27 protein-coding genes are annotated in these 23,277 nt (G+C 44.1%); 23 read left to right on the top strand and 4 right to left on the bottom strand.

The window, feature by feature from the left end; translation table 11 throughout:
- Positions 1–5: 5 nt before the first annotated feature.
- The 9 genes from AC0L6V_RS10075 (at position 6) to AC0L6V_RS10035 (ending at position 8,292) form a co-directional block, all read left to right on the top strand.
- Positions 6–1,613, top strand: coding sequence for a phage tail protein (locus tag AC0L6V_RS10075; RefSeq protein WP_418138997.1), 1,608 nt, complete (start codon positions 6–8; stop codon positions 1,611–1,613).
- Positions 1,559–1,999 carry a hypothetical protein gene (locus tag AC0L6V_RS10070; RefSeq protein WP_265218879.1) on the top strand — a complete coding sequence of 147 codons (441 nt, stop codon included), beginning with the start codon at positions 1,559–1,561 and terminating at the stop codon, positions 1,997–1,999. The genes AC0L6V_RS10075 and AC0L6V_RS10070 overlap by 55 nt, the downstream gene beginning before the upstream one ends.
- Before the next feature lie 15 nt (positions 2,000–2,014).
- Entirely contained in the window at positions 2,015–2,482 is a 468-nt protein-coding gene (locus AC0L6V_RS10065) for a hypothetical protein (RefSeq protein ID WP_409419752.1), read from the top strand.
- A gap of 61 nt (positions 2,483–2,543) precedes the next feature.
- A complete protein-coding gene (locus AC0L6V_RS10060; protein WP_265218882.1) occupies positions 2,544–2,735 on the top strand; it encodes a hypothetical protein in 192 nt (63 codons plus the stop codon).
- A gap of 65 nt (positions 2,736–2,800) precedes the next feature.
- On the top strand, positions 2,801–3,904 hold the full coding sequence (locus tag AC0L6V_RS10055) for a phage tail sheath protein (protein ID WP_265218883.1): 1,104 nt from the start codon (positions 2,801–2,803) through the stop codon (positions 3,902–3,904).
- 102 nt (positions 3,905–4,006) lie between these two features.
- Positions 4,007–4,411: a phage major tail tube protein gene (locus AC0L6V_RS10050; protein ID WP_418138996.1), complete on the top strand. Its 405-nt coding sequence runs from the start codon at positions 4,007–4,009 to the stop codon at positions 4,409–4,411.
- Between the two features lie 68 nt (positions 4,412–4,479).
- Positions 4,480–5,070 carry a phage tail assembly protein gene (locus tag AC0L6V_RS10045; protein ID WP_409419750.1) on the top strand — a complete coding sequence of 197 codons (591 nt, stop codon included), beginning with the start codon at positions 4,480–4,482 and terminating at the stop codon, positions 5,068–5,070.
- Positions 5,071–5,201: 131 nt separating this feature from the next.
- Positions 5,202–6,962: a phage tail tape measure protein gene (locus AC0L6V_RS10040; protein WP_418138995.1), complete on the top strand. Its 1,761-nt coding sequence runs from the start codon at positions 5,202–5,204 to the stop codon at positions 6,960–6,962.
- Positions 6,850–8,292 (top strand): phage tail tape measure protein, encoded by a 1,443-nt coding sequence (locus tag AC0L6V_RS10035; RefSeq protein WP_418139085.1) that lies wholly within the window; start codon positions 6,850–6,852, stop codon positions 8,290–8,292. The genes AC0L6V_RS10040 and AC0L6V_RS10035 overlap by 113 nt, the downstream gene beginning before the upstream one ends.
- Positions 8,293–8,354: 62 nt before the next feature.
- Here AC0L6V_RS10035 and AC0L6V_RS10030 read toward each other — a convergent pair whose 3' ends face one another.
- Together AC0L6V_RS10030 and AC0L6V_RS10025 are read right to left on the bottom strand one after the other, a co-directional pair.
- Entirely contained in the window at positions 8,355–9,962 is a 1,608-nt protein-coding gene (locus AC0L6V_RS10030; RefSeq protein WP_265218889.1) for a hypothetical protein, read from the bottom strand.
- A gap of 6 nt (positions 9,963–9,968) precedes the next feature.
- On the bottom strand, positions 9,969–10,199 hold the full coding sequence (locus tag AC0L6V_RS10025) for a helix-turn-helix domain-containing protein (RefSeq protein WP_265218890.1): 231 nt from the start codon (positions 10,197–10,199) through the stop codon (positions 9,969–9,971).
- Between the two features lie 89 nt (positions 10,200–10,288).
- Between AC0L6V_RS10025 and AC0L6V_RS10020 the strand changes: the two genes are divergently transcribed.
- From AC0L6V_RS10020 to AC0L6V_RS09955, 14 genes are all read left to right on the top strand, one after another.
- On the top strand, positions 10,289–11,389 hold the full coding sequence (locus AC0L6V_RS10020; RefSeq protein ID WP_265218891.1) for a DNA cytosine methyltransferase: 1,101 nt from the start codon (positions 10,289–10,291) through the stop codon (positions 11,387–11,389).
- A 351-nt stretch (positions 11,390–11,740) separates the two neighbouring features.
- Complete coding sequence (locus AC0L6V_RS10015; protein ID WP_265218892.1) at positions 11,741–12,331, top strand: Rha family transcriptional regulator; 591 nt, start codon at positions 11,741–11,743, stop codon at positions 12,329–12,331.
- A gap of 106 nt (positions 12,332–12,437) precedes the next feature.
- Complete coding sequence (locus AC0L6V_RS10010) at positions 12,438–13,013, top strand: hypothetical protein (protein WP_265218893.1); 576 nt, start codon at positions 12,438–12,440, stop codon at positions 13,011–13,013.
- A 165-nt stretch (positions 13,014–13,178) separates the two neighbouring features.
- Positions 13,179–13,994, top strand: coding sequence for a potassium channel family protein (locus AC0L6V_RS10005; protein WP_265218895.1), 816 nt, complete (start codon positions 13,179–13,181; stop codon positions 13,992–13,994).
- Positions 13,995–14,092: 98 nt separating this feature from the next.
- Positions 14,093–14,485 carry a phage tail protein gene (locus AC0L6V_RS10000; protein WP_024022801.1) on the top strand — a complete coding sequence of 131 codons (393 nt, stop codon included), beginning with the start codon at positions 14,093–14,095 and terminating at the stop codon, positions 14,483–14,485.
- The gene (locus AC0L6V_RS09995) at positions 14,469–14,678 is read left to right on the top strand and encodes a tail protein X (protein WP_137169409.1); all 210 of its coding nucleotides are present in this window, start codon (positions 14,469–14,471) and stop codon (positions 14,676–14,678) included. The genes AC0L6V_RS10000 and AC0L6V_RS09995 overlap by 17 nt, the downstream gene beginning before the upstream one ends.
- A gap of 32 nt (positions 14,679–14,710) precedes the next feature.
- A complete protein-coding gene (locus AC0L6V_RS09990) occupies positions 14,711–15,685 on the top strand; it encodes a contractile injection system protein, VgrG/Pvc8 family (RefSeq protein ID WP_265218901.1) in 975 nt (324 codons plus the stop codon).
- A 91-nt stretch (positions 15,686–15,776) separates the two neighbouring features.
- Positions 15,777–16,550 (top strand): hypothetical protein, encoded by a 774-nt coding sequence (locus AC0L6V_RS09985; protein ID WP_265218903.1) that lies wholly within the window; start codon positions 15,777–15,779, stop codon positions 16,548–16,550.
- 153 nt (positions 16,551–16,703) lie between these two features.
- The gene (locus AC0L6V_RS09980; RefSeq protein WP_265218904.1) at positions 16,704–16,856 is read left to right on the top strand and encodes a hypothetical protein; all 153 of its coding nucleotides are present in this window, start codon (positions 16,704–16,706) and stop codon (positions 16,854–16,856) included.
- A gap of 1,077 nt (positions 16,857–17,933) precedes the next feature.
- Positions 17,934–18,692, top strand: coding sequence for a hypothetical protein (locus AC0L6V_RS09975; protein ID WP_265218905.1), 759 nt, complete (start codon positions 17,934–17,936; stop codon positions 18,690–18,692).
- A gap of 411 nt (positions 18,693–19,103) precedes the next feature.
- Positions 19,104–19,334, top strand: a complete 231-nt coding sequence (locus AC0L6V_RS09970; protein ID WP_418138994.1) for an antA/AntB antirepressor family protein — start codon at positions 19,104–19,106, stop codon at positions 19,332–19,334.
- 23 nt (positions 19,335–19,357) lie between these two features.
- Complete coding sequence (locus tag AC0L6V_RS09965) at positions 19,358–19,717, top strand: hypothetical protein (RefSeq protein ID WP_265218909.1); 360 nt, start codon at positions 19,358–19,360, stop codon at positions 19,715–19,717.
- Positions 19,718–19,970: 253 nt separating this feature from the next.
- Positions 19,971–20,249 carry a type II toxin-antitoxin system RelE/ParE family toxin gene (locus AC0L6V_RS09960; protein WP_169459543.1) on the top strand — a complete coding sequence of 93 codons (279 nt, stop codon included), beginning with the start codon at positions 19,971–19,973 and terminating at the stop codon, positions 20,247–20,249.
- Positions 20,249–20,542 carry a HigA family addiction module antitoxin gene (locus AC0L6V_RS09955; RefSeq protein ID WP_265218910.1) on the top strand — a complete coding sequence of 98 codons (294 nt, stop codon included), beginning with the start codon at positions 20,249–20,251 and terminating at the stop codon, positions 20,540–20,542. Before AC0L6V_RS09960 ends, AC0L6V_RS09955 begins: the two co-directional genes overlap by 1 nt.
- 52 nt (positions 20,543–20,594) lie before the next feature.
- Here the strand turns inward: AC0L6V_RS09955 and AC0L6V_RS09950 are convergent, their stop codons facing one another.
- A complete protein-coding gene (locus AC0L6V_RS09950; RefSeq protein WP_265218912.1) occupies positions 20,595–20,747 on the bottom strand; it encodes a hypothetical protein in 153 nt (50 codons plus the stop codon).
- 692 nt (positions 20,748–21,439) lie between these two features.
- Positions 21,440–22,846, bottom strand: a complete 1,407-nt coding sequence (gene hglS / locus AC0L6V_RS09945; RefSeq protein ID WP_265218913.1) for a 2-oxoadipate dioxygenase/decarboxylase HglS — start codon at positions 22,844–22,846, stop codon at positions 21,440–21,442.
- Positions 22,847–23,277: the final 431 nt, after the last annotated feature.

Here is a 23,277-nt window from a genome sequence, read left to right as displayed (position 1 = left end):
CCTATGTGACGCAAACAGGCTTTGGCCTTGAGCGTGATGCAAAATTTAATAACAGCCACGTTGATTTAGCTGTTTTGGTCATTGGGGATGGTGCGTTAGCCGATTCCGCTTCGCCTGCCGAAAGAACCGACTTGATACATCAAGTTCGCGAATATGGATTAACCATAGAAAAAGATGAAAAAGACTCTAATGTCTGGATTGCCCGAGCAGAAATTCCAGCCAGCGATGGTGGTTTTTTTATTAAAGAAGCGGGTGTTAAAACCAAAGATGGCTATCTATATGCCTATGCTCGACAGGCGGGGGATTACAAGCCTCTGCTAGAAGAAGGGCAGGGCAAAAGCTACACCATCCGACTCAAGTTTATTCCAGGTAATGCAGATTCAATTCAAATAAAAATTGATCCTTCTGTGCAGTTTGCTACACCTACGGACCTAGAAAATCTAAAAAAAGAGCACTCCGAAGACAGAGATCCTCACCCGCAATACGAAACGGACGAAGGTGCCGCAGCTAAAGCAAATAGTGCACTAAGTAGTGCAAAAAACTACACGGATAGTAAGACTGCAGAAATGTTAAGTTCTGCTAAATCCGATGCAACGACAAAATCAAATAATGCTATATCTAGTGCGAAAAGCTACACGGATAGCAAAGCCACTGAAACATTAAATTCAGCCAAAGCCGATGCAACGACGAAATCAAATAATGCTTTATCTAGTGCGAAGAACTACACAGATAGCACAGCAACTGAAACATTAAATTTAGCCAAAGCCGATGCAACGACGAAATCAAATAATGCTTTATCTAGTGCGAAAAGCTACACGGATAGCAAAGCCACTGAAACATTAAACTCAGCCAAAGCCGATGCAACGACGAAATCAAATAATGCTTTATCTAGTGCGAAAAGCTACACGGATAGCAAAGCCACTGAAACATTAAACTCAGCCAAAGCAGATGCAACGACGAAATCAAATAACACCTTATCTAGTGCGAAGAACTACACGGATAGTAAATCGGCTGAAGTGTTAAACTCTGCTAAAGTCGATGCATCTACAAAAGCAAATAGCACATTAAATAGTGCGAAGAACTACACGGATAGCAAAGCAAGTGAAACGCTAAGTACGGCTAAATCAGATGCTACATCAAAAGCAAATACCGCTTTGTCTAGTGCAAAAAGATACGTAGATAGGTTGCGGGGGCAAAAGCTGTTTTTCAGTGTATTAGGAGATGAAAACCATATTATTTTAATAAGCAAAGAAGGCGTAACTCCAATCACAGAGCTAAACGATTATGACGAATTTAGTTTTATCGTATCAGCAACAAATACAGCACCCACAGTAACCATCAAATTTGATGGTTTAGATCCTATAGCTGTTGCAAGTATAACAAGCGATACACAGCTAATAGAAACAGCATTAGCGACCGTGTGTTATATCGATGGATCATTACACCTGACAGGACAGATCAATCCAAAAACTGGAAATCCGGTTTCTTTAATTGGTCGATTGATTACGTCCCCATTTTCATTTCGGGTGCATGTAAAATGCAATATGACGGTGGTGAATTGCGTCGTGATTTACATCCTATTTTATTTGCGTTGGCGCGGAAAGATGGTCTAGTCAATCAGGCCACAAAAGATGCTGATTTAAAAAAGTATGGCGCACGGTTTGGTGATGGTGATGGTGTTACGACATTTACCATTTTAACGTTTGGAGGGGCATTTATTCGTTTTGGGAATGGCGATTTAACTGGGCTTGATAACGTTCGTGAAATTGGTAGCTACCAAGAACATGCTATAGAAAAAGGATCTTTTACTATTAGAAGTGACGCTGGAGGATCGAGTTTGGTTTCATTGTCTACTGGCTCTATTAGCATTACCTCATCATCTGGAAACATTTCGCTACTTGGACATTCAGGAGCGGCGACTCAAAACCTTGTGACTATAGGCTCTGAAATTGAAACACGTCCATCAAACTACTCCCAAAACGCTGAGTTTTTAATTTAAGGAGCAGGTCTAATTATGTCGGAACTAAATGTATTTGATAGATCAAAAATGATATGGCCATATGTCGGAAAGGTTCGACAGCAAATCGATCCGTTCGATCCAGAACAGAAGCCTGTCCCGCTTCGTAATGCAACAGATAAAAAACTGTTGCCGGAAAAGAAAGGCTTCGTTCAAGGCTTTGTTTCTGGCAACTGGGAATATTACCCAGCAAGCCAGGAATACTGGTTATCGGATGGTTCAAAACATAAAACGGAAGATGGCGAAGAGCTTCCCGAGGGCGCTTTATTGAAAGAACCCCCCAAGCCAGAACCAACTTTTGACGAACGTCTGGCGTTAGCAATAGCTCAACGCGAAGCCACGTATAAAGCCGAATCCGACCCGCTCTACATGGAATGGCAATACGACAAAACGGACGAAGCAGAACAAAAGTGGCGCGATAAAGTCGCCGAGATCAAAGAGCGCTATCCCTTGCCAACGGAATAAAATCCTTACCAACCCCACTAAATAGCCGCGAAAGCGGTTTTTTTACGTCTGGAGAAAGCCCATGACCACGAAACAGCCGCCTAATCCTCGGCAAAAATACACCGTTCTCTCGCCTTACCAATGCCCGAACAAGAAGCATTGGCATGAAAAAGGCGCCACGGTCGATTTGCTTCCTTGCGAAGCAGAATACTTAATCCTCAGCGGTAAAGTCGCCCTTGCGACAACGACCGCTAAACCAAAAGGAGAGGCGTAATGCCAGAAATTGCATCCTTTGTACATAACGGAATCAGCGTCGAAACTCACTCCGCGCCGCCACCAATGGGGCCGTTGGGCAGTGTGGTCGTCGGTGTGGTTGGCACCGCGCCAGACGCCGATCCACAATGGCCAAAAAACAGCCCAATCCGCATTGCCAATATGGCCGCGGTTGCCAAGCTAGACATGGCAGGCACAGAACGCGGCACGCTTTACCGTACTTGTTACGAGCTGCTCCGCATTGTTTCCGTGCCGGTGTACGTCGTCATCGTGGAAGAGGGTACAGATACAGCCGACACCATCAACAAGGTAATAGGTAAAATCGATCCCGCCACAGGCCAACGAACCGGCATCCAAGCCTTAAGCGATTGCCAAGAAGTGCCAACCCACATTGCCGCACCGGGCTTCAATACCAAACCCGTAGCGGATGCACTCGCAGCAATGGGCAAACGCCTTTACGCGATCCCCGTTGGCGATGGTCCAAACACCAACGACAACGCCGCCATCGAATACTCAAAGTCATTAGGTGGCGAAGGCACGGGCTACGACGCATTCTATGTGGTCGATCCGTTCGTATCGGTTTACAGCCAAGCGGCCAAAGGCAATGTGTACTTTTCAGGCGCAGCCATTGCCTTGTCTTGCTTTGCACGAGTCAAACCATGGGAAAGCCCCGCCAAAGGCGGCATGGGCGCCTTGATCCAAGGCACAGCGCGAACAATCGACTACAACATCATGGACAAAGCCACCAACGGCGACCTGATGAACCGCTTCGGTATCTCGTATTTTGCGCGTACCTCCATGGGCGGCTTCTCGTTGATTGGTAACCGTTGCGTCATGGGGCGATTCGTCTCACAAGTGGGCTTGGAATACGCCATCATCCGCAAGCTAGCGAAAACCGCCCAGCGAGCCATGGCGCGCAACCTAAGCGAATCTTTCATGAACCAAGAGATTGAAAAGCTCAACTTCTGGCTCAAATCTCTTCAAGCCGACGAAACTATCATGGGCGCGCAAGTCTATCTGCACCCCACGCTCAACAACGTCGAAAACTACACCAACGGCGAATGGCACATTGCCATCAAATACCACGGTTACGCGCCAAACGAACACATGGTGTATCACCTAATTGAAGACGTTGGCATCGTCGAATCGTTCTTAGAAGGAGTTTTATAATGGCCGGACAACGTACCCGCATTACCCGCATGGCCATCATCAACGGTGAGCCACTAATCAAAGAGCCTCGACGAGTTCACCCCGCCCGAAGTCAAAAAGACCATGCAAGACACCCGTGGCGGTTCCTTCATCCCTGGTGAAGTCATGGTGGGGCTAGAAAAGCTCACAGCAAAGTTCAAAATCAAAGGCGCGAGCCAAACCTTGCTGTCTGCGTTTGGGCTAGCCAATGGCGAAATGTGCCAAATCAACGTCAACGAATCCCACCAAGACGAAGACGGCAACAAATTCGCCATCAAATACAGCGTCACAGGCGAGATCACCAGCGTTACCGAATCCGCCAGTAAAATGGGCGAGCTACCCGACAACGAAATGGAAATGGCCGTCAGCGCCTACAAGAAAACCGAGTCCGGTAAAACCATTTACGAGATCGACCGCAACGCGCAAATCCTCGACCTCGGCAATGGCGACATCCTCGCCGAACACCGCCGCAACGTTGGTTTGCCGTAACGCTTAATAGTCAAAAAGCTTGAAGCCCCTTTGCCCGCTCCATCAAACGAGCGGGCTTTTTTATCTAATTGAAGAGAATCCAAATGTTTGAACCCAAAAAGCACACACTCGTCTGGCCTATCCAAAGCGACAAAAGCGAGCCAATCCAAACCGTCACCATCCACACCATCACCATGGGGCAACACCGTGACTTTTCCCAGCAAAACAAAAGTGAAAAACACAAAGCGAACAACGACACCAAGCTACTTCGCGCTTGTATTAGCGAAAGCACGGGCCTCACAGAAAAAGAACTAAAAACCCTCGTCACACCCGACTACACCAGCATTCAAAACCACGTGCTAGAGCTGATGAACGCCACCGCCAGCCAGCTAATCGAAGGCGAGTTCGACAAAGCCGCGCCGACGTTGCTCATCCCCATTCAAGGTGACGATGGCCAACAAAAAACCAGCTACAAACTCCGTCCGCCCACCGTCGCCACCACCGACCTAATGGACACCCACGAAGACGAATGGGAACGCACCATCTTCATTAGCTCAAGCTGTTCAGGTTTCACCAAAGCCGAACTAGCGCGCCTCAGCCTGCCAGATTGGAACCAGCTACAAGAGCGCCTTATCGATTTTTTGGAACAACCGGCGGACTACTTTCGCCCAAAGACGTAGAAGTCCTAACCGACATCATCCCGCTGGTTTACCACGTTCCACCGTCTGAAATACTAAACTGGCGCATCGACGAAGCCATGCGCCGCTACCACCTAGCCGCCGCCAAACTGGGTATTAAAAAGGGGTAAGCCATGGCCGACAAAAAAATATCCATCGCCCTGTCAGCGGTCGACAAATTCAGCAAACCGTTCCACAACGCCATGCAGACCGCTGGCAAACTCGAACAGAAAATCGTAGAAACAGACAACAGCCTAAAAAAGCTCGGTGACCAACAAAAAACCATTACCCGTTTCAAAACCCTAAGCACCCGCCTAGACGAAACGCGCAACGCCATGGCAAAGGCAACCCAAGAGACAAACCGCCTAAAACAAAGCGAGCAAAGCGCCAAAGTCGCCCTAAAGCAACACGCCACCGAACTGGCCAATGCCCAAAAAAACGCCCTAAAAGCGGCTGAAGCCTACGGTGTGCAATCGCAACAAGTCAGTGACGCTAAGGCCAAAGTACAAGCACTCACCAAAGCCAAATCGGCCGCCACAAAGCAACACGCGGCGGAACTGGCAAACGCGCAAACACAAGCCTTAAAAGCCGCCAAAGCCTACGGTGCCGAGTCTAAGCAAGCCAAAGCCGCCACGGCCAAAGTACAAGAACTTACCAGCGCAAAAGCCATTGCCGCTAAGCAACATGCCACCGCACTGGCCAACGCCCAAAAGAACGCCCAAAAAGCGGCAGAAGCCTACGGTGCGCAATCGCAGCAAGTCAAAGCCGCCACCGCCAAGGTGCAAGAACTCACCAAAGCCAAAAAAGCCGCCGAACAAAGCTACAAAAAAGAAAAAGTTGCCGCCAAAAATGCCGAAATCGCATCGAACCAACTAAAAACGTCTTACAGCAAACAAGCCCGTGAACTAGGTGGCTTACGCAAAGACATGAGCGCCGCAGGCTTAAAAGTCAACTCACTCGGTGCCCAAGAACTCAAACTCGCGCGCCAAACCGACCAAGCCAGCCAAGCCCTAGACCGCCAGCAAGCCAAGCTAAAAAAGATCCAAACGCTAAAAGGGCGCATTGCCGATCGTAACGCCCAAAAAGGCGAACTCGTCGGGCAAGCGGTCGGCCTAGCCGTTAAAACCGCGCCACTCATCATGGCCGGTAAACGGGCCGTCGAATACGAAAGCACCTTTGCCGACGTCAAAAAGGTTGTCGACTTTTCCGACAAAAAGGAAGAAGCCCAATACCGCACCGACATGATGAAACTCGCTGGCCGCCTTGGCGTACAGCAAGAAGGCATTGCCGACATCGTCACCGCTGCAGGGCAATCGGGCATAGAAAAAGACCAGCTCTTACAGTTTGCCGAAGCCGCCACAAAAATGAGCGTCGCGTGGGACGTATCCGCAGAAGAAGCCGGTTCAACCCTCGCGACATTCCGTGCGGCCATGGGCTTAACACAAAAGAACGCCCTAGACCTGGCAGACAGCACCAACTACCTAAGCAACAACATGAACGCCAAGGCAAAGGACATTGCCGCCGTCATGGTACGCCAAGGCTCCACCGCCATGGGCGCAGGGCTTAGCTACAACCAAACCGCTGCACTGTCTGCCAGCCTCATCGCAGGCGGTGCCACGGAAGAGGTGGCCTCGACCGCGTTGAAAAACATCACCGGAAGGCTCACCGCAGGCTTTGCCGCCACAAAAAGCCAACAAAGCGCCATGGGGCGCATTGGCTTCGATGCGGAAGAGCCTCGCGGAACTGATGCAGCAAGACGCCCAAGGCACCCTTGTGGAAGTCATGCGCGGCCTACAAAACGTAGACGCCACAGACCGAGGCGCGGTGATATCGCAACTCTTTGGGGAAGAAGTAAAAGGCGCGGTCGCCAAACTCGTCACCACACTGGACGATGACAAAAACGGCCTTGTTTCCGCCTTTGCCAAAGTCGCCAACCAAGCCGACCGAGCCAACAGCGTCAACGACGAATACGCCAACCGCGCCGCCACTCGTGGCCATATGCTTGGTCAACTGAGCGCCAAATTCGACCGCATGACCATAGTGTTAGGCGATCGCCTTTTGCCCGTGCTCGATGCCGCCTTACCACCACTAATGACCGCCATTGATTACGTGGCTGATTTAGCAGAAAGCAGTCCAGAACTGGCCACAGGCTTAATGGGCGTTGCCGCGGCGATTGCTGTCGTAAAAGCCGGAGCTATCGCCTTCAAACTCGCCAAACTCACCCTTGGCAACGGGCGCGATCGCTTCAATCTTGGCAAAACCAAACTCACCAATTCCACCGACCAAACCACCCAAAGCGCCAACCGAGCATCACGCTCCCTCGACCGACTCAACCGCAAACTAAACGGACTCGGAGCAGGCGCACGACAAAGCCCCACGTCTTACGGTGGCGAACGACTCAGCAAAGAGGAACGCAAACGACGCAAAAAAGACTACCTGCAAGGCCGCACAACACAACGCGCCACACCCACAAGACCATCCCGACTAAGCGGACGCTTTCGTCTTGGCAAATACGGTCGACTCGCTGGCTTACTCGGCAGCGGCGCGGCCTTGTCCATGTTCTCAGGGTCAGCCAATGCGGGTGGCTTATCTAACGTAGCCGACCTTGCCATGACAGGGGCAGACCTAGCGGGCGCCGCAGGGGGATTGTCTTCTATGCTTCCCATGGGCGGCATGGCGGGTGGTGTACTAAAAGGCGCAGGGAAACTATTCAGACCATTAGACATCGCCCTACAAGGCGCAGGCCTTGCCTCCGCCATATCCCAAGGCAACAGCACCGAAATAGGCGCCACCGCAGGCGACATGGCAGGGGGCTTGGGTGGCGCGGCGGCGGGCGGCTTAGCCGGTGCCGCCATTGGTTCCGTCGTGCCCATAATCGGCACCGCCATTGGGGGAATCGTCGGCTCCATCGCAGGCGGCATGGGCGGTGGCTCTTTGGGCGAATGGATCGGCGGCAAAATTGGGGGATGGTTTGAAGACGACAAAACCGACCAACCCGCACCCGACGCCATCGCAAAGCAAAGCCAACAGCTACAAAACAACAACAAAAGCATGACCTTCGCGCCAACCATCCACCTAACACCGACAGGCAATCCAAGCTATGATCAACAAGTCAGCGACCAAGTGATAGAGAGACTCAAGGCCGAATTTGCACAGGGCATGATGGGCAACATGGACGTCGCCACAAGGGCAGATGGGAGCTTGACGGATAAGAGGGGGAGTTAGGCGTAGGTGAAAAATATGATTCACTTACGCCTAAGTTTATCTCTTTTAAAAATGATTAAACATCATACCAGTAAATCTAGGAGTGTTTGCCTTACATAGGATGGCGTATTGTTTCTTGAAAGAGGTGCCAATAAGTGTCTATCTATTACTTCATTTATTGGCGTTTGTGTCGTCTGAGCAATCAAGTCATTATATGAAATAAAGGTAATGTTGAATGTTACTCCATCAATATTGATTTCTGCAGGAGGCTGTACATTGAACCTATGCGCCACAAAAATAATATTTACGTGCCAATCTGAAGCATTAGAAAAAGTCTTCCACTCATCTATTCTCGGCTGTGCAGACTTAGGTAGTGTTCTTAAATGTTCGTTCAGGTAGGTTTGGGTTAGCTCTCCACCATGAGCCTCATAAGCAACAGCTCTTCTATTTGCAATATGTTGAAAGTCGCAATCACCTAGTTTCTTTTTACTCAAATTAGAGGCATTTACAGAGTCACCGATGCCTCTTCCAACCCATCCATCACGTCCTAAATGCATTATCCCAGCTAAAGAGTCAACCAAGCGTTGTTCAATTATGCCTCTAGTTGATGTGTTTTCTCTCGCTATATTGTTGATAAGTGGAGAGTACAAATTGGCATCAAGGGTGTTAGGTAGGGGAGTATCAAGTGGTTCAGCAGTAACCATAAATTTATGAATAAAACATCTTATCCATAATGCTAATTCTTGTCTTGCTGCATAGCCCATCTCATCCAGTCCATCCAATATAGAGAATAGGGCTGAGGCGCCAGGGAACTCGTTATTTTTTTTGGCGGCTGCCCATGGAAAATTAATTTGCCCCACAGACTTTGCATTGTTAAGAAAAGGATTTCCTGCTTTTAGCATTGCGCTGGGGTAAGAGCTGAATAATCGTGCAGCGGCTTGCCCTCTTGGAGAAAACTCATAAAAGTCTTTCACGTTATGATCGTAGTATTCTAAAATTGAACATTGGTAGTGTAGAATTTGAACGTAAGGAGTAAATTTATCTAACTCTTCTTCAGTAAGTAAAGAAGACATGTATTCATTTAACTCACCTTTGAAGCCTAGATTATAAGCTACTCTACTTATAGTGATTGCACATTCATCTAATGTCGCATCACCAAAAAACTCAGAAATTAAGCTTTTATCGGTCTCAAAAAGATCGGTGATATTTGCAGTTGTTATTGATGGTGCCATCTTCATTTTTTTCAGAATGGCTTCAACAGAGCGACGTCCAAAGCCTGCTGATGGGTTCATTGCATCTAGGATTTTTGAGATTTGAGCACAGGACATCTTCTCTTCATCAGCAAGCCTAGTTATAAGTAGTAAATGACTTAAAAAGGACCTTGCTAACTTCGATGGTACAAGTTGATTGCTTACTAATTCTGTATGAGCATTAAAATAACTTTCACTTATTTTAGTAGCGTAATCTTGATTTCCATTTTCTAGTAAATTGTTTATTAATTCTTTTAATTGGATCGATGCGTTGCCTGTTTCATCCCAACTATTAACTTGACCATCTAGCCATACTGTATGATCATCGCTTGATGTTCCTGCAACTTGATTGAAGTATTGAGTCATCGTTTCAATGCAGTTTTGCTCTAATCTTAGATCGATAGGTAGTAATAATGTTCTTAGTAGACGTCTATATATCATTTTTGATTAATCCTCTTCCTTAAAGAGCAGCTCAGGTGAAACCTCAAGTGCTATGGCTAGTTTGTAGATGTTCTCAAGTCCAATGTTCCTGAGTCCTCTTTCACACCCACTGACATATGTCCGGTCTAAGCCAGCAGTTAACGCAAGACTTTCTTGTGAAACTCCCTTTTCTTGGCGGAGTTTTTTAAGACGCTTGCCGAATAGAATTTTATGGTTACATTTGATATTTTCACTCATGTGATGCATCATATGTTTGTGTTGACTATGAGACTACGGACTATGAGTCACATGTCTGGAAAGTCTATTTAATAAACTGAGGGTGTTAAGTGAGAGAAGTGTATTCAGCAGTTTCTTTATTTAGTGGCGCTGGTGGTATGGATGTTGGGTTTGCTAATGCTGGATTTGATGTTGTGTTTGCAAATGATATTAATAAAGCCGCTTGTGACACGTACAACCTGAATCACAGTATAACAAGCCTTTGCGGAGACCTTCGTGATTATAAAGATCACTTGTCTAAGTTTAGAAATGTGGATTTAGTCTTTGGTGGCCCACCATGCCAAGGTTTTTCTGTTGCTGGAAAAATGAACCCAGAGGATGAAAGAAGCCAGCTAATCTGGAGTTTTTTTGATAAAATACAACTTCTAAAACCAAGAGCTTTCGTTTGTGAAAATGTTAAAGCTTTGGCCGTTAACAAACGATGGAGTTTGGTTCGCGATGGTTTGATCGAGAAGTCTAATTCATTAGGTTATATAACAGCACTTATAGTATTAAATGCCTCTGACTATGGCGTTTCTCAAGCTCGTGAGCGTATGTTTCTCGTAGGTGTTGAGAAAGGAAAGGCAAAAGTGTCTTCATTAGAGTTTCAAGCTGCATTGATGGCTTCTCTTGATCTAAAAAAAGAATCTCCTATTGTTGTTTCAGACCTTATCAGAAGTTTGGGACCAGCTGGAAGTTTAAATAATAGCAGAACGTGCTCTGCTATTATTACATACGCTAAAAATCCAGTTCTAAGGAAGAGTCCTTATGCTGGAATGCTTTTTAATGGTGCAGGTAGACCAATAAATCCTAATGGAGTTGCTTTGACTTTAGCTGCATCTATGGGAGGAAATAAAACCCCTATTATTGATGAAGCTGAAATATTTAATGGTGAACCAAGTTATGTAGTTAATTATCATGGGCAGCTGCTAAAAGGCTTAGCTCCAAGAACAGGTATTGCTCCATCTAGATTGCGAAGAATTACCGTTGATGAAGCGCTAGCTATACAATCATTTCCACATGACTATAAAATGGCAGGAAGCCAGAGTGCCATGTACAGACAGATAGGTAATGCAGTGCCATGTCGTCTTGCCGAAGTAGTGGCTAAAACTGTTAGCGATGTATTAAGTGTTGGACTAAAGGGTTTTATAGGTAAAAAATTAGTCGCTTAATTTTGTGTTTTAATTTTATATATTTGTAATAACTTCATTAATTTCCAGTTATTTATACTCAGAAATCATGTCAATCTGATGTCTAACATTGACCCCACTCCAATCTTGATCTAACATTCTCCTTGCACTGGCAAAATCCAGTGCCGGGATTAGTACCCCGTTTACACAGCGGCCTAAAACACGCAGAGCGTGTTTTTTTGTGGCCGAGATTTGCCTGTTATGGTGGGTCTTTGTTGGGCTAGCTTCGGCTAGGCCGTTCCTGTGGCGGTAGTACTAACCTGATTTAGATCCACCACCTTACTGAGATTAGTACCTCACAAGGTGGTCAACTTCATACACAGGAGGCCAAACATGGCTACGGACATTATCTCAAGCATCGACGCACCCGTTGTACAAATCACCAACGATCAAATTACCACCACTTCAACTGATCTCGCCAAATTCTTTGGCAAACATCACAGAAACGTTTTACGCAAAATAGAAAGCCTTGAATGCAGTGCGGAATTTAGCGCGCTCAATTTTGAGCTGGCTGAATACAAAGATGAACAAGACAAGACTCGGCCTATGTATCGCATCACCCGCGACGGCTTCGTCTTCTTGGGCATGGGCTTCACCGGCACCAAAGCCGCCCAGTTCAAAGAAGCCTACATCAACGCCTTCAACCAAATGGAAAAACAGCTCAACGAGCAAAAACACCTTCCCGCCACCACAGACAACCTAGCCATAGCGGAAACCGACAAGTATCAACTGCTCAACAACATCGTCAAATCCATGCAGATACAAAGCGACCCCGTCGTCGTTCCATCAAAAGAACTCATCGACCTAATCCAAGCCGTCCGCATGTACCAACAGCAAATAGCACGACTACAAACACCAGACTGGGTAAACGACAACATCACCCGCGTCAAAGACTACGCCCAACGTAGCTTTGTAGACTTCTAAGCCGCAAGCAACTAAAGCTCACTAAGTTGGCTTTAGTTGTTGTTTTTATTGGGGTAAAGGGATAAGTTGAAAACAATTAACTTTTTTGATTAAGGACATGTTTTAAATGAGTTATGGCATTAGATCAAAAGATTACCTATTTCGTGCTAATCAGCTTTTAGCTGAAAATACTATTCCTTCTCTTTTCTATGCTGCATTTGAGATTCGTTGTGGTATAGAAATGCGTATGAGCGAATATTTAGAAGCTCAAACTCATATATCTGAAAAAAAGAAGAGTGGCTGGCAAGTAGCAAAACTAGCCAAAAATTTAGAGCAAGCTTTTAGGCTTGGTGAAAAAACTGCGGTAATTGAAATTATAGATCCAAACTCAAATGAACTGATTTTGAAAACTATATATACACCAGTAAGAAAAAAAGGGAGAGACGTAGCGCAAAAGCTTGGTGATTATCTGCATAAAGCAAAAAAATATCATCCTGATGATGATCAATATTGGAGTGAATTTAGGCGTTTGTTGAATGATGGTATTGCTGAATTAGAGTTTTCTAATTCAGGAGATCTACTAGGACCGCCAATACAAAAACTAAAAACTAATCAATATTCTATGTCTATGGAGGGTGGAGAAGAGATTCTTGAGTTATTAAATGGTGCGAGTGAGATACTTATGTCCGTACATTATGAGTAGACAACTAAAGCCCCAGTGTGGGCTTTAGTTGTTTTTTAGACTGGTAGGAAACGATAAAGTCTTTTAGTATCAAGGAATAGGAATTTACAAAGCTGAGATAACGCTTTGTGGGTAATTTTGTAAGCGCACTATCAAACTTTTAGCTTTCAAGGATGTACTACAATAATGATTTATGTTTTTCTTTTAGGTTTTATGAGTCCAACATTGTTTTTGGCAGCTTTTCTCAAGAAAGGATCAAATAAAAATAAAGTTATTAGAAGCTTTAATTGGCTTTACTTTGGTATATCAATAGCATCTTTTTTGATTATGCTGATATTTATGATCATTTACAGTGTGGAAGAAGCTAATAAAATAAGCACTTTATACCCTTTATTTGTCTGGTTATGGATGGTTTTTCTACTATCAAGGTGTTTTGAGATATTTTATGCTTTTCTGAGAGATGCTCTTGATAAAATCACAGGCAAAAGTTCTGTCGGGCGTGTAAATTTTCCAACTATCACCAAGTATTATATACTCTGGATAAAATTATCCTCTGATAAGGGTGAAGTAAGTAAGTTAGATTCCTTCCTCCGGTATTTATTAAATTTGAAAATTAGATTTTTGAGTTGGTTACCGTTCAAGGATAAAGTAAATGGAGCTGATCTTCGAAATCATGATCGGTTAATTCTTTCATTTCGAAGTTACTTTGAATTGATTTTGAATTTCGCTTTGATTTATAGTTTACTGCCAGCAGATAATTGGTCTGGTGAGAAAATTTTAAATATCATTCAAGCTACATACTTTAGTGGAGTCACAATTACAACTTTAGGGTATGGTGACATATATCCAAAGCAATGGTTCTCACAATTTTTGTCAATTTTTGAGGTGCTTTGTGGGTTCACTTTGATAGTTGTATGTTTAGCTATATATCTGAAAGACGATCCAGATCAGCAAAAAAAGGATTCATTAACGAGTCTGGAGCCAGATAAAAATCAACCCTGAACCTTTTTAAATAACCAAACCCAAACCCAAACACCCCAAGCCCACCCTTCGATGGGCTTTTTCGTTTCTGTTCTTCCATTTTTATCTAAGGAGTAATCATGCGTCAGATGATGTCGCTCGGTGGTTTTGTGTTTTCGCTGAGCGAAGGCACGCCATACGAGGGTTTGCAGCGCACTAGCGACGGCGGTTGGGTCGCGGTGGCGCGTTACGGTCAAAAGCCCATGAGCCAAAACACGGGCCAACAATTGGAAAACATCACGGTCACAGGCACGTGGTTTCAAGGCGATGGCATGGCGAATCTCAACGCCTTACGCGCCTTACAAAACCAGCGAGCGCCGTTGGTGCTGGCCGATGGCTACGGCAATAACTTAGGCCAGTGGACCATCAAACGCTTGCAAGAGAAGCAAGACAAGATAATCGACGACGGCACCGCCTTCGTCCTCGCTTTCACCCTAGAGCTAGAAGAGTACGCCAATGACAACCATCCGTAGCCGCGACGGCGACACCATTTCCAACATTCTGTGGATCGCCCTAAAACGCAACGACGACCAAGCGGAAGAAGCCTTGTTTGAACTCAACCCCGGCTTAGAAGCCTACGGGCCAGTGCTTCCCGCTGGCGTTGTTATTGAAATCCCCACCTTGCCAAACAAAGCAGCCGAGACGGTAACCAACATATGGGACTAGACAAACCATCCAACTACTTGCCAAGAGTCCGCGTGAGCGGAGCAGGCGAGCGCATCATCAACAACCGCTTGACCTCGTGGGAGCGCATCGACGCCGCAGGCACCCAAAGCGACCAACTCACCTTGCATATCGATACCACAGGGCAAACAGGCTTGCCGAAAGAGGGCGCGGTGCTCACGTGGCTAGAAGGCTACGGTGATAATCTGATCGATAAAGGCCAGTTCAAAATCACCCGTATCGTGCCGAAACTGTTTCCGCCCAGCGTGACGATCGTGGCCACCGCCGCGCCGTTTCAGGTGGAAGATAAGACGGGCTTTAAAGAGCGTCGCACACGCACCTTCGAAAACGTCAGCCTTGCCGACCTGTTCCGCCAAGTCGTCACGCCCCACGGATTCAGCCCACGGGTGGCCAAAGAGTTTGAAAGCGTCGTCCTCGAGCACATGGACCAAACCGACGAAACCGACAGCGCCTTTTTAACCCGCATCGCACGGGAACGGGACGCCATCGCCAAACCCGTCAACGACCTGTACGTGCTCGCCAAACGCGGCCAAGTAAACACCATCACAGGGCAAGCCATCCCGCCCGTTGTCGTCGGCGTACCGAGCCAGAACAAACCGAGCGAAGGCCAATTCATCAACTGCCAACTCGACCGACCCAGCCGCAGCGCCATCACCGGCGTTAAAGCCAACTGGACAAACAACAACACAGGGGAAGAACACACCGTACACGTCGGCACCGCACCTTATAAGAAACTCCGCCAAAGCTACGACAACCCAACCACCGCCCAACAAGCCTGCCAAGACGACCTCATCAAAAGCCAACGGCAAGGCACCAGCGTTACACTCGACTTACCAGGCAACCCCAAACTCGTCGCAGAAGGCATCCTCACCCTAAACGACACCTTCCCACCCGAAATGAAAGGCAACTGGAGCATAGACAAAGTCACCGCACGAGGCGACAGCAAAGCAGGGTACAGGTGTACCGTGGTGGCGAGTGAGGTGGTTTAGCGGTAAGTCTTAGTGGTTTTTTTCTTTGGTTTTATCCTAAAAGGTGTTAATTTCTCTTATATTCTCATATGTTTTAATAAGGATGTGGTAAATGTTTAGAAAAGTTTTAAATGATATTTATAATGCGAAAAATTTAGATTCATATATTCTTTTTATTACTGTCATTGTTTATGCTTTTTTTAAAGTAATCGATTTTTTCGAATTTATTGATATCGACATTGATTTTTCTAAATACGATTCAAATTTGATTCTTTCTTTGTTTGGTGTTATGGCTATATCTACTCTTAAAACACGACGGGCTGATGAAAAAATTCTAGATAGAATTAATTGCAATGATGAAATTTTTGTTCATTCATTTTCCCCGTATTTTAGAGAGAATATTAAAAAATCTGATAAAATACGAATAGTCTCAGTGACGTTAGATTTAATTAATCTTGATGAATTTGAATCGATCTTCAATGATAAACTCAAACTTGGTCATAAAATTGAGGTTTTACTTGTAAATCCTTTTAATGAATCCGCTTTGGATATGGCGTCAAAGAGAGCAAGGTGGGAGTCACAGGAAGCTCTTAAAAATCGAATTATAAGTAATCTTGATATATTGTCTGCAATTAACGAAGAAAATGAAGTTAAAATTTCCATAAAAGTGGTTGATTTTCCATTGTCATATTCTGCAATACTTGTTGAGCCTTCAAAGAGAAAAATTTCTAATTTAATATATATGGCTCATTATCCATACAAAACTGAAAAAGTAAGAGAACCAAAGCATACTCTACAAGAAGGATTTGATTCTTATTTTAATCTTTTTAACGAAGAGCTGAATAATCTTTGGGAGTCAGGAATGATATGGGAGGGTGCTAAGTAATAATTTTTGAGAGTTTGAGATTGATGAAAAATAACACTGAATCTTCATTGATCTCAAATAACTACGCTAACCCAACAAGCCTGCCAAGACGACTTCATCAAAAGCCAACGCCAAGGATCCAGCGTCACCCTAGACACACTTATTGGAAGGTACGTGCAACCTAAACTCGTCGCAGAAGGCATCCTCACCCTAAACGACACCTTCCCACCCGAAATGAAAGGCAACTGGTGCATAGACAAAGTCACCGCACGAGGCGACAGCAAAGCAGGGTATCGGTGTTCTGTGGTGGCTAGTGAGGTGGTATGAGTTGAGCGCTCTGTATTTAATTAGAGCGCTCAGGTTTGAGTGGGGTTGGGACTAAATCATTACAGAGCGAGATCGAGATCTAATTCGAGTTAGCATGTCCTCGATGTTATTTGATGTGTAGGCAAATGTTAGACCCATAATGAATATATAGACAGAAAGTTTAATATATTGAACGCTGATATTTTCATTGAGAAGGAAAAAAGGAGAAAATATAAAAACTAAAGCAGTAGTTTTAAATATATTAAGGGAAATTGTCGTGCACATTTCAGGTATTTTCAAAAAATCAGATGTCAAGAAAATATTCTTTTTCTCTGGTGATATTCTCCACTCACAATATAATAGTAATAATCCGTAAATAAACATTCCTGAGAACATTGTATATAAAAATCTCTCGCTATATGATAATAAATTTTTTATATCCTGTAGGAAGTCCGAATAACTTAGAATGTAGTAGAGCACAAAGTTTGAAAAGAGCGTCAGCCGATTTTTTGATAGGAAATCCATTAAAAAAATTTTCATTATTTCACTCCAGAGTGTTAGACCAATTTTAGTATACAAATGATACTAGCCGATTTTGATAGGAGGTTTCATGCGTTTAACAGGAAAAAATGGGGGTTAAGTGGATGTTAAGTAAAAAAACAACAGAATTTGGGGGCTGATGAAAAATAACCCTTAAACTTCATCGACCCCAAAAACTACGCCAAAGCTACGACAACCCAACAGGCCTGCCAAGACAACCTCATCAAAAGCCAACGCCAAGGCACCAGCGTCACACTCGACTTACCAGGCAACCCCAAACTCGTCGCAGAAGGCATCCTCACCCTAAACGACACCTTCCCACCCGAAATGAAAGGCAACTGGAGCATAGACAAAGTCACCGCACGAGGCGACAGCAAAGCAGGGTATCGGTGTACCGTGGTGGCTAGTGAGGTTGTTTGAGGTGGTACTTGGAAAATGTGTGCGCTTTGTACTGGTAGTAAATAAGAAAGTCTTTTAGTATCAAGGGATAAGGATCAACAATGCGGAAGTAAAGCGTATGCGCACTATTATAATACCATGTGTTTTTTTGGAGGTTGAGTGGAAATATTTGATGCTTTGTTGCAGTGGTTAAATATTAATTGGCGGGCAGTGATAGCCACTATAAGTCTAATTTTATCTGGGTACTTTGCTTATCAGAAAATAGGAAACAAAATTGGCTTAACATATCAAGTCACCATTGGTGGCTATTCCGACGAGCAAATTAGTAACTTAGTTATATCTAATAGAAAAGACAAGACAATATCTATTTGGTCAATTTATGCCGTTTTAGAAAACGACATAAAGTTTGAAGTATATAAACCTGTAGCACCCCTAATCTTGAAGTCTGGAGAGTCTGTCAGTGTTTCACCTGAAAAATACTCATATCTACACCTAGACGGCGATAGGTTTCTCCCTAAATTCTTATTCGGGAGAATTGATTTCTATGCAAACCTTGGTAATAAGATGGTTAAGTGTATAGACGAGAAAATCTCGGATAAACGAAATAGCTTATATCGAGTTGCTACTAAGTCCAAGGTTTCTCTTGATGGACATCTATATAATGAAAACGTACGTTTTGTCTTAATCTACTTCTTTGAAGGTGAGAAACAATTTGCTTTCTTCGAGACTAACGGTTTTATTGGCCATGAATGGGGGAAAACCCCAAATCATATGGGTGTAGATAACTATGATGCTAATAGCATCAAAGTAATGTTGGAGCATTACGGTTACGACCAAATGTTTTCTAATTATGTATGTCTTGAGAACTGTGGTCCTAAAGATGGCTTTAAAGTAGTATTCCGAAAAAGAAATACATAACAAGCTAGTTCATTTGACGCAGTTAAACGGTGCGGTCGCAGTTTAGAGTTTTCCACACATTTTATTTTCCATCGCTCTGCGCAATTGGCTGGAGCGTTAATTCTTCCCATTCCTCAAATAACTCATGTTTTGTTTTCTCCATTGACCCCACCTCAATCTTGATCTAGTATTTCTCTTGCACTGGCAAAATCCAGTGTCGGGATTAGCACCTCGTTTGAACCGAAGCGGCCTAAAACACGCACCGCGTGTTTTTTTGTGGCTGGAGTCCGCCTGTTATGGTGGGTCTTTGTTGGGCAACCCTCGGGTTGGCCGTTCCTTCGGGCGGTAGTGCTAACCTGATTTAGACCCACCACCTTAATAGGATTAGCACCTTAATAGGGTGGTCAATACATTGACCGAAGGAGGCCATAGATGGCTACTCAACTTATTACACTTCACACTCGCTCTATCAACGAGCAAACCCTCGATACCGTAAACGCCCGTGAACTTCATGCTTTCCTAGAAGTAGGCCGCGACTTTTCCAATTGGATAAAAGCTCGTATTAACCGATATGGTTTTATTGAAGGTGAAGACTTTATGTGCGTTGAAAATTTGAGCCTCGCCAAAACGGGCGAGCCTCAAAATCTAGGACGCAAAAAGTAATCGAATATTTCGTCACCCTAGACATGGCAAAAGAACTGGCCATGGTCGAACGCAACGACAAGGGCAAACAAGCCCGCCGCTACTTCATCGACTGCGAAAAACAACTCCACGAGCAAAAACAACTTCCCGCCACCATGCCCAACACGGCCCCCCTCAATACCAGCTTCCAAGAAACAGAAAAGTACCAAGTCCTCAATGACATGATCAAATCCCTGAAACTGGAAAGTGACCCTGTGGTTATCCCTTCAAAAGAGATTGTAGACATGGTTCATGCCATCCGCATGTATCAAACCCAAATCGCCCAACTCCGCACACCAGACTGGGTAAACGACAACATCACCCGCGTCAAAGACCTCGCCAAACGCAACTTCACAGATTTCTAATTGATAGATCGTTTTTAAGTGGTTGAATTATCATCTCCTCATTTTTGAGGGGGCGGTAATAGTCATTAAAGTGCCATAAGCTCAATTTTGAGCCTATGGCACTTTAGTAAACGTCACCACAATATTTTACGCAAGATAGAAAACCTTGATGCAGCGCGAATTCCATGCCCTCAATTTTGAGGTGATGGCGCATTAAGCCCACAAAGGTGGGCTTTGTATTGATTGTTGATGCGCACCACGCTACACTTCTTTTATGATCAAAACATTCAAACACAAAGGCCTTAAGAAATACTTCGAAACAGGAAGCGTTTCCGGTATTCAAGCAAAGCATCAGCGTAAAATACGTATGCAACTTGCTGCCATTGATACTGCCCATGAGATTGATGATATCAATTTACCTGGCTTCAACTTGCACCCTTTGAAGGGCAATCGAGATGGTATTTGGTCTATTACCGTGAACGGGAATTGGCGTATTACTTTCGAATTTATTGATGGTAATGCTTACATTCTCAACTATGAGGATTATCACTAATGAATATGCACAACCCTCCGCACCCAGGCGAATTTATTTACGATGTTTATCTTGAGCCAGCGGGTTTGAGTTGCCGCTTTTTGGCTAAGCAATTGGATGTCGCCTCGTCCACGTTAAATCGTGTCCTGAAAGGGCAGAGCGCGGTGTCGCCTGAAATGGCATTGCGTTTGTCTAAAGCGCTTGGTAGAACACCAGAAAGCTGGCTGGCCATGCAAGATGCCTACGACCTTTGGCAAGCCAAACAGCATCTAAATTTAGCGAATGTTCATCCTGTTAACTTTGCAGTGGCCTAGACCATTAATTCAGATCAAGTTTTTTGACTGGCCTAATGGTCTACCACCTAATCTAAATATCGCCTTTCTCTAGTACCGCTTTCAGCTCATCTTGAAGCTGCTCTAAATACTCGGCAATAACGTGCTGATTGGCCTCTGGTATCGCTGAGATATCAGCAAGGGAAATGCATTCTAGATCGGTGAGAAGTTGTTGTAAGTGTTCCATTTGAGAAAGTCCTTTTCTTTAATGTGGTTAATCTGATCGATTATAGTGACATAGACACTCAGGTGAATCAATCCGAAAAACCATGGCAAAGCCACTCAAAAAAAGATGCGTTATTCGCATTAAAAAGCTAAAATTTGATTTCCTTAAAGCTTGTAAGTTATTGATTTATATAGAAGTGAATCGATTGGAAAAACATTTATTTCACGTAATTATTTTGTTTTAAATCATATGGTTAGGCGTGCAATATATGGACTTTGACATGGTAGAGGTCAGCAGTTCGAATCTGCTTAGTCCTACCACCTAATTAAGTAATAAAATCAAGGGCTTACGTTAATTCGTAAGCCCTTTTTTTGTGTCTGTTTATCCTTACTTTATCCATTTCTTATCCTTTGTTATCCGTTTTTTGGTAGTGTTTTGCGGCTTTTGGGTGTGTTTTGTGTGCTTGAAAAGTTGTCGTTATTGCTGTCATTTTCGTGCAGGCATAAAAAAAGAGAGCGGTTAGCTCTCTTCTTCGTCTATTAGTACTAAATTGCAATTAGTTTAGAAGATACTTTTTAGTCAGATTTTCTAGCCGGTTTTTAGCACTAATTAGGATATATATATCATTTGGTCAGTTCTGTAGCTATATTAGGGAGGACTGTTTGCAATGTTCATGAATGCATTGCAAACAGATAGTTTGAGTTTATTTGAGACTAAGCCTTAAGCTCTGTAATATTGAGTGTTTGACCACATTTGATTATTGATCGCTTTTGCGTATTAGCGTAAAGAGCTAGCTCGTTAAGTACTTCTGCTCCAAGAAAATTTTGAAATTCTGTCTGATTGGATGAAATTTTGTAGTCTGTTTGAGCGTTATCTCCGAGATTTGACTGGAAGATTCCGGCAGCACTAACTGGTAAGAAGTCTTCATATACTAACGGTTCATACTCGATGTAGCCGGCATCAATTAAGTCCTTTAAGTTAGTTGGAAAAGTCGTATTGTTTAATGCTTCATAGCATTTATCCGTTACAAAATAGCGGAAGTAGGCGAGGTTCTGATCGTGCATTTCCTTAAGATTATCGGGAAACTGAGAGAAGTGTTTTTCTAGTATTTCTGTGTAGCGTTGTGCGTTTTCCTCATTAGGAAACTCTTTTAATTCAGACCGACTAGCATTCAGCAATTCATCATATAGCATTCTTCCCTTTGGAGTTAAAGCCGCACCACGTTGTTCAATCTCACCGAAACGTGCAGTGTGGCTGCCAGCTTCACTGTCTTGATCGCTGAACGCTACTTTTTCTTGTAAGGCTTTGAAGCTAGTTTGGCGTAGTAAAATAGGGCAATTACGACGTGGTGGGCCTTCAACAACAGCTTTCGGCGTAATGCTTCGAGTTGGCATTTGAGTTTGAACTTGGTCGATATCTAGTGTGCGGGGAGTCAGGTGGTTGATGTGAGGTCCCTTGAAGGCAACCACATCCGCAATTAATCTGTGCTGATCATGCAGTTTTATATATTCATCACTTGTGACGGTTGCGGTCTTGTGCCAGCGAAACGTTTCTAACGCTTCATTAATGAAAGTCTCAGAATCAACTTGGCTCAGTCCACCATTGAGTTCACACTGCTCGATTAGTTCTAATACTCTCGGAGTGAATATTTGTCGTTTAGCCAAAGTGTTTGCTGCGAATTTTTGTGTCTCTGCGTTATCTATCAATTCGAGTCTAAGTAACGATGTGAACACTCGAAAAGGACTGATTTGTAAGTCTTCCTCATGAACTGCGCGAAACGCTGTGGAGTGCACAGGTACACCCGCAGGTGTTAAATCGTAGTATCCAACTGGTTCCATTCCCATGACAGCAAAAAGACGACGAATCGTTGAAAGCTCAGATGGCGTGCCTACACGAATAGCACCATGACGTTCCATGGATAGGCGTTTCAACTCGCCTGTTCGTTCTAAATGAGCTTTAATATTTGGTGATTTTTCTAGTACTTCTTGATTGATGTCCTCCACCAAAGAGAGTAGGTCACCATAAAGAGGTACTTCTTCTCGATACATATCAGACATGTGCTTAGAAAACTGTGCACGGATTTCAGATGGGTTAACAAAACTCTCATTTTTTGGCTGCATGGTTAAAAACCTTTTGGAATTATGTAACTGGATTTTTTTAATCTGCGGACGAGTACGCTCATTTAAACCTTTAACACGAATCAGTTTGATTTAGGTCAGCTTAAAACATAAAGCGATTTATATGCATAACATCATTCCAAATTTGAATGGAAGGCTTAGAGTTCAAAATTTTTTATTACGATAAGGGCATTGATCCTGAAGTTGTTTAAGTTTGGATAAGAGACTTTTTTGGTGAGATTTTTGTTTTTATTGATTTTTTTAATTTTTCTAAATGTATTTTTTTAGATGAGAGTAACGCATATAAAAATTATGCATTCATAAAACGAATGAAAGGTGTTCATATTTTGATGTTGTCTTGTGCTTTTCTTTTTAAGAGTATGTGTATGCGTATTGAACATACAAATAAAAACCCAAAGCCGAAATAAAAATAA

Source organism: Marinomonas sp. G8-14 (assembly GCF_055808935.1).
This window is presented reverse-complemented; position numbering and strand designations above follow the sequence as displayed.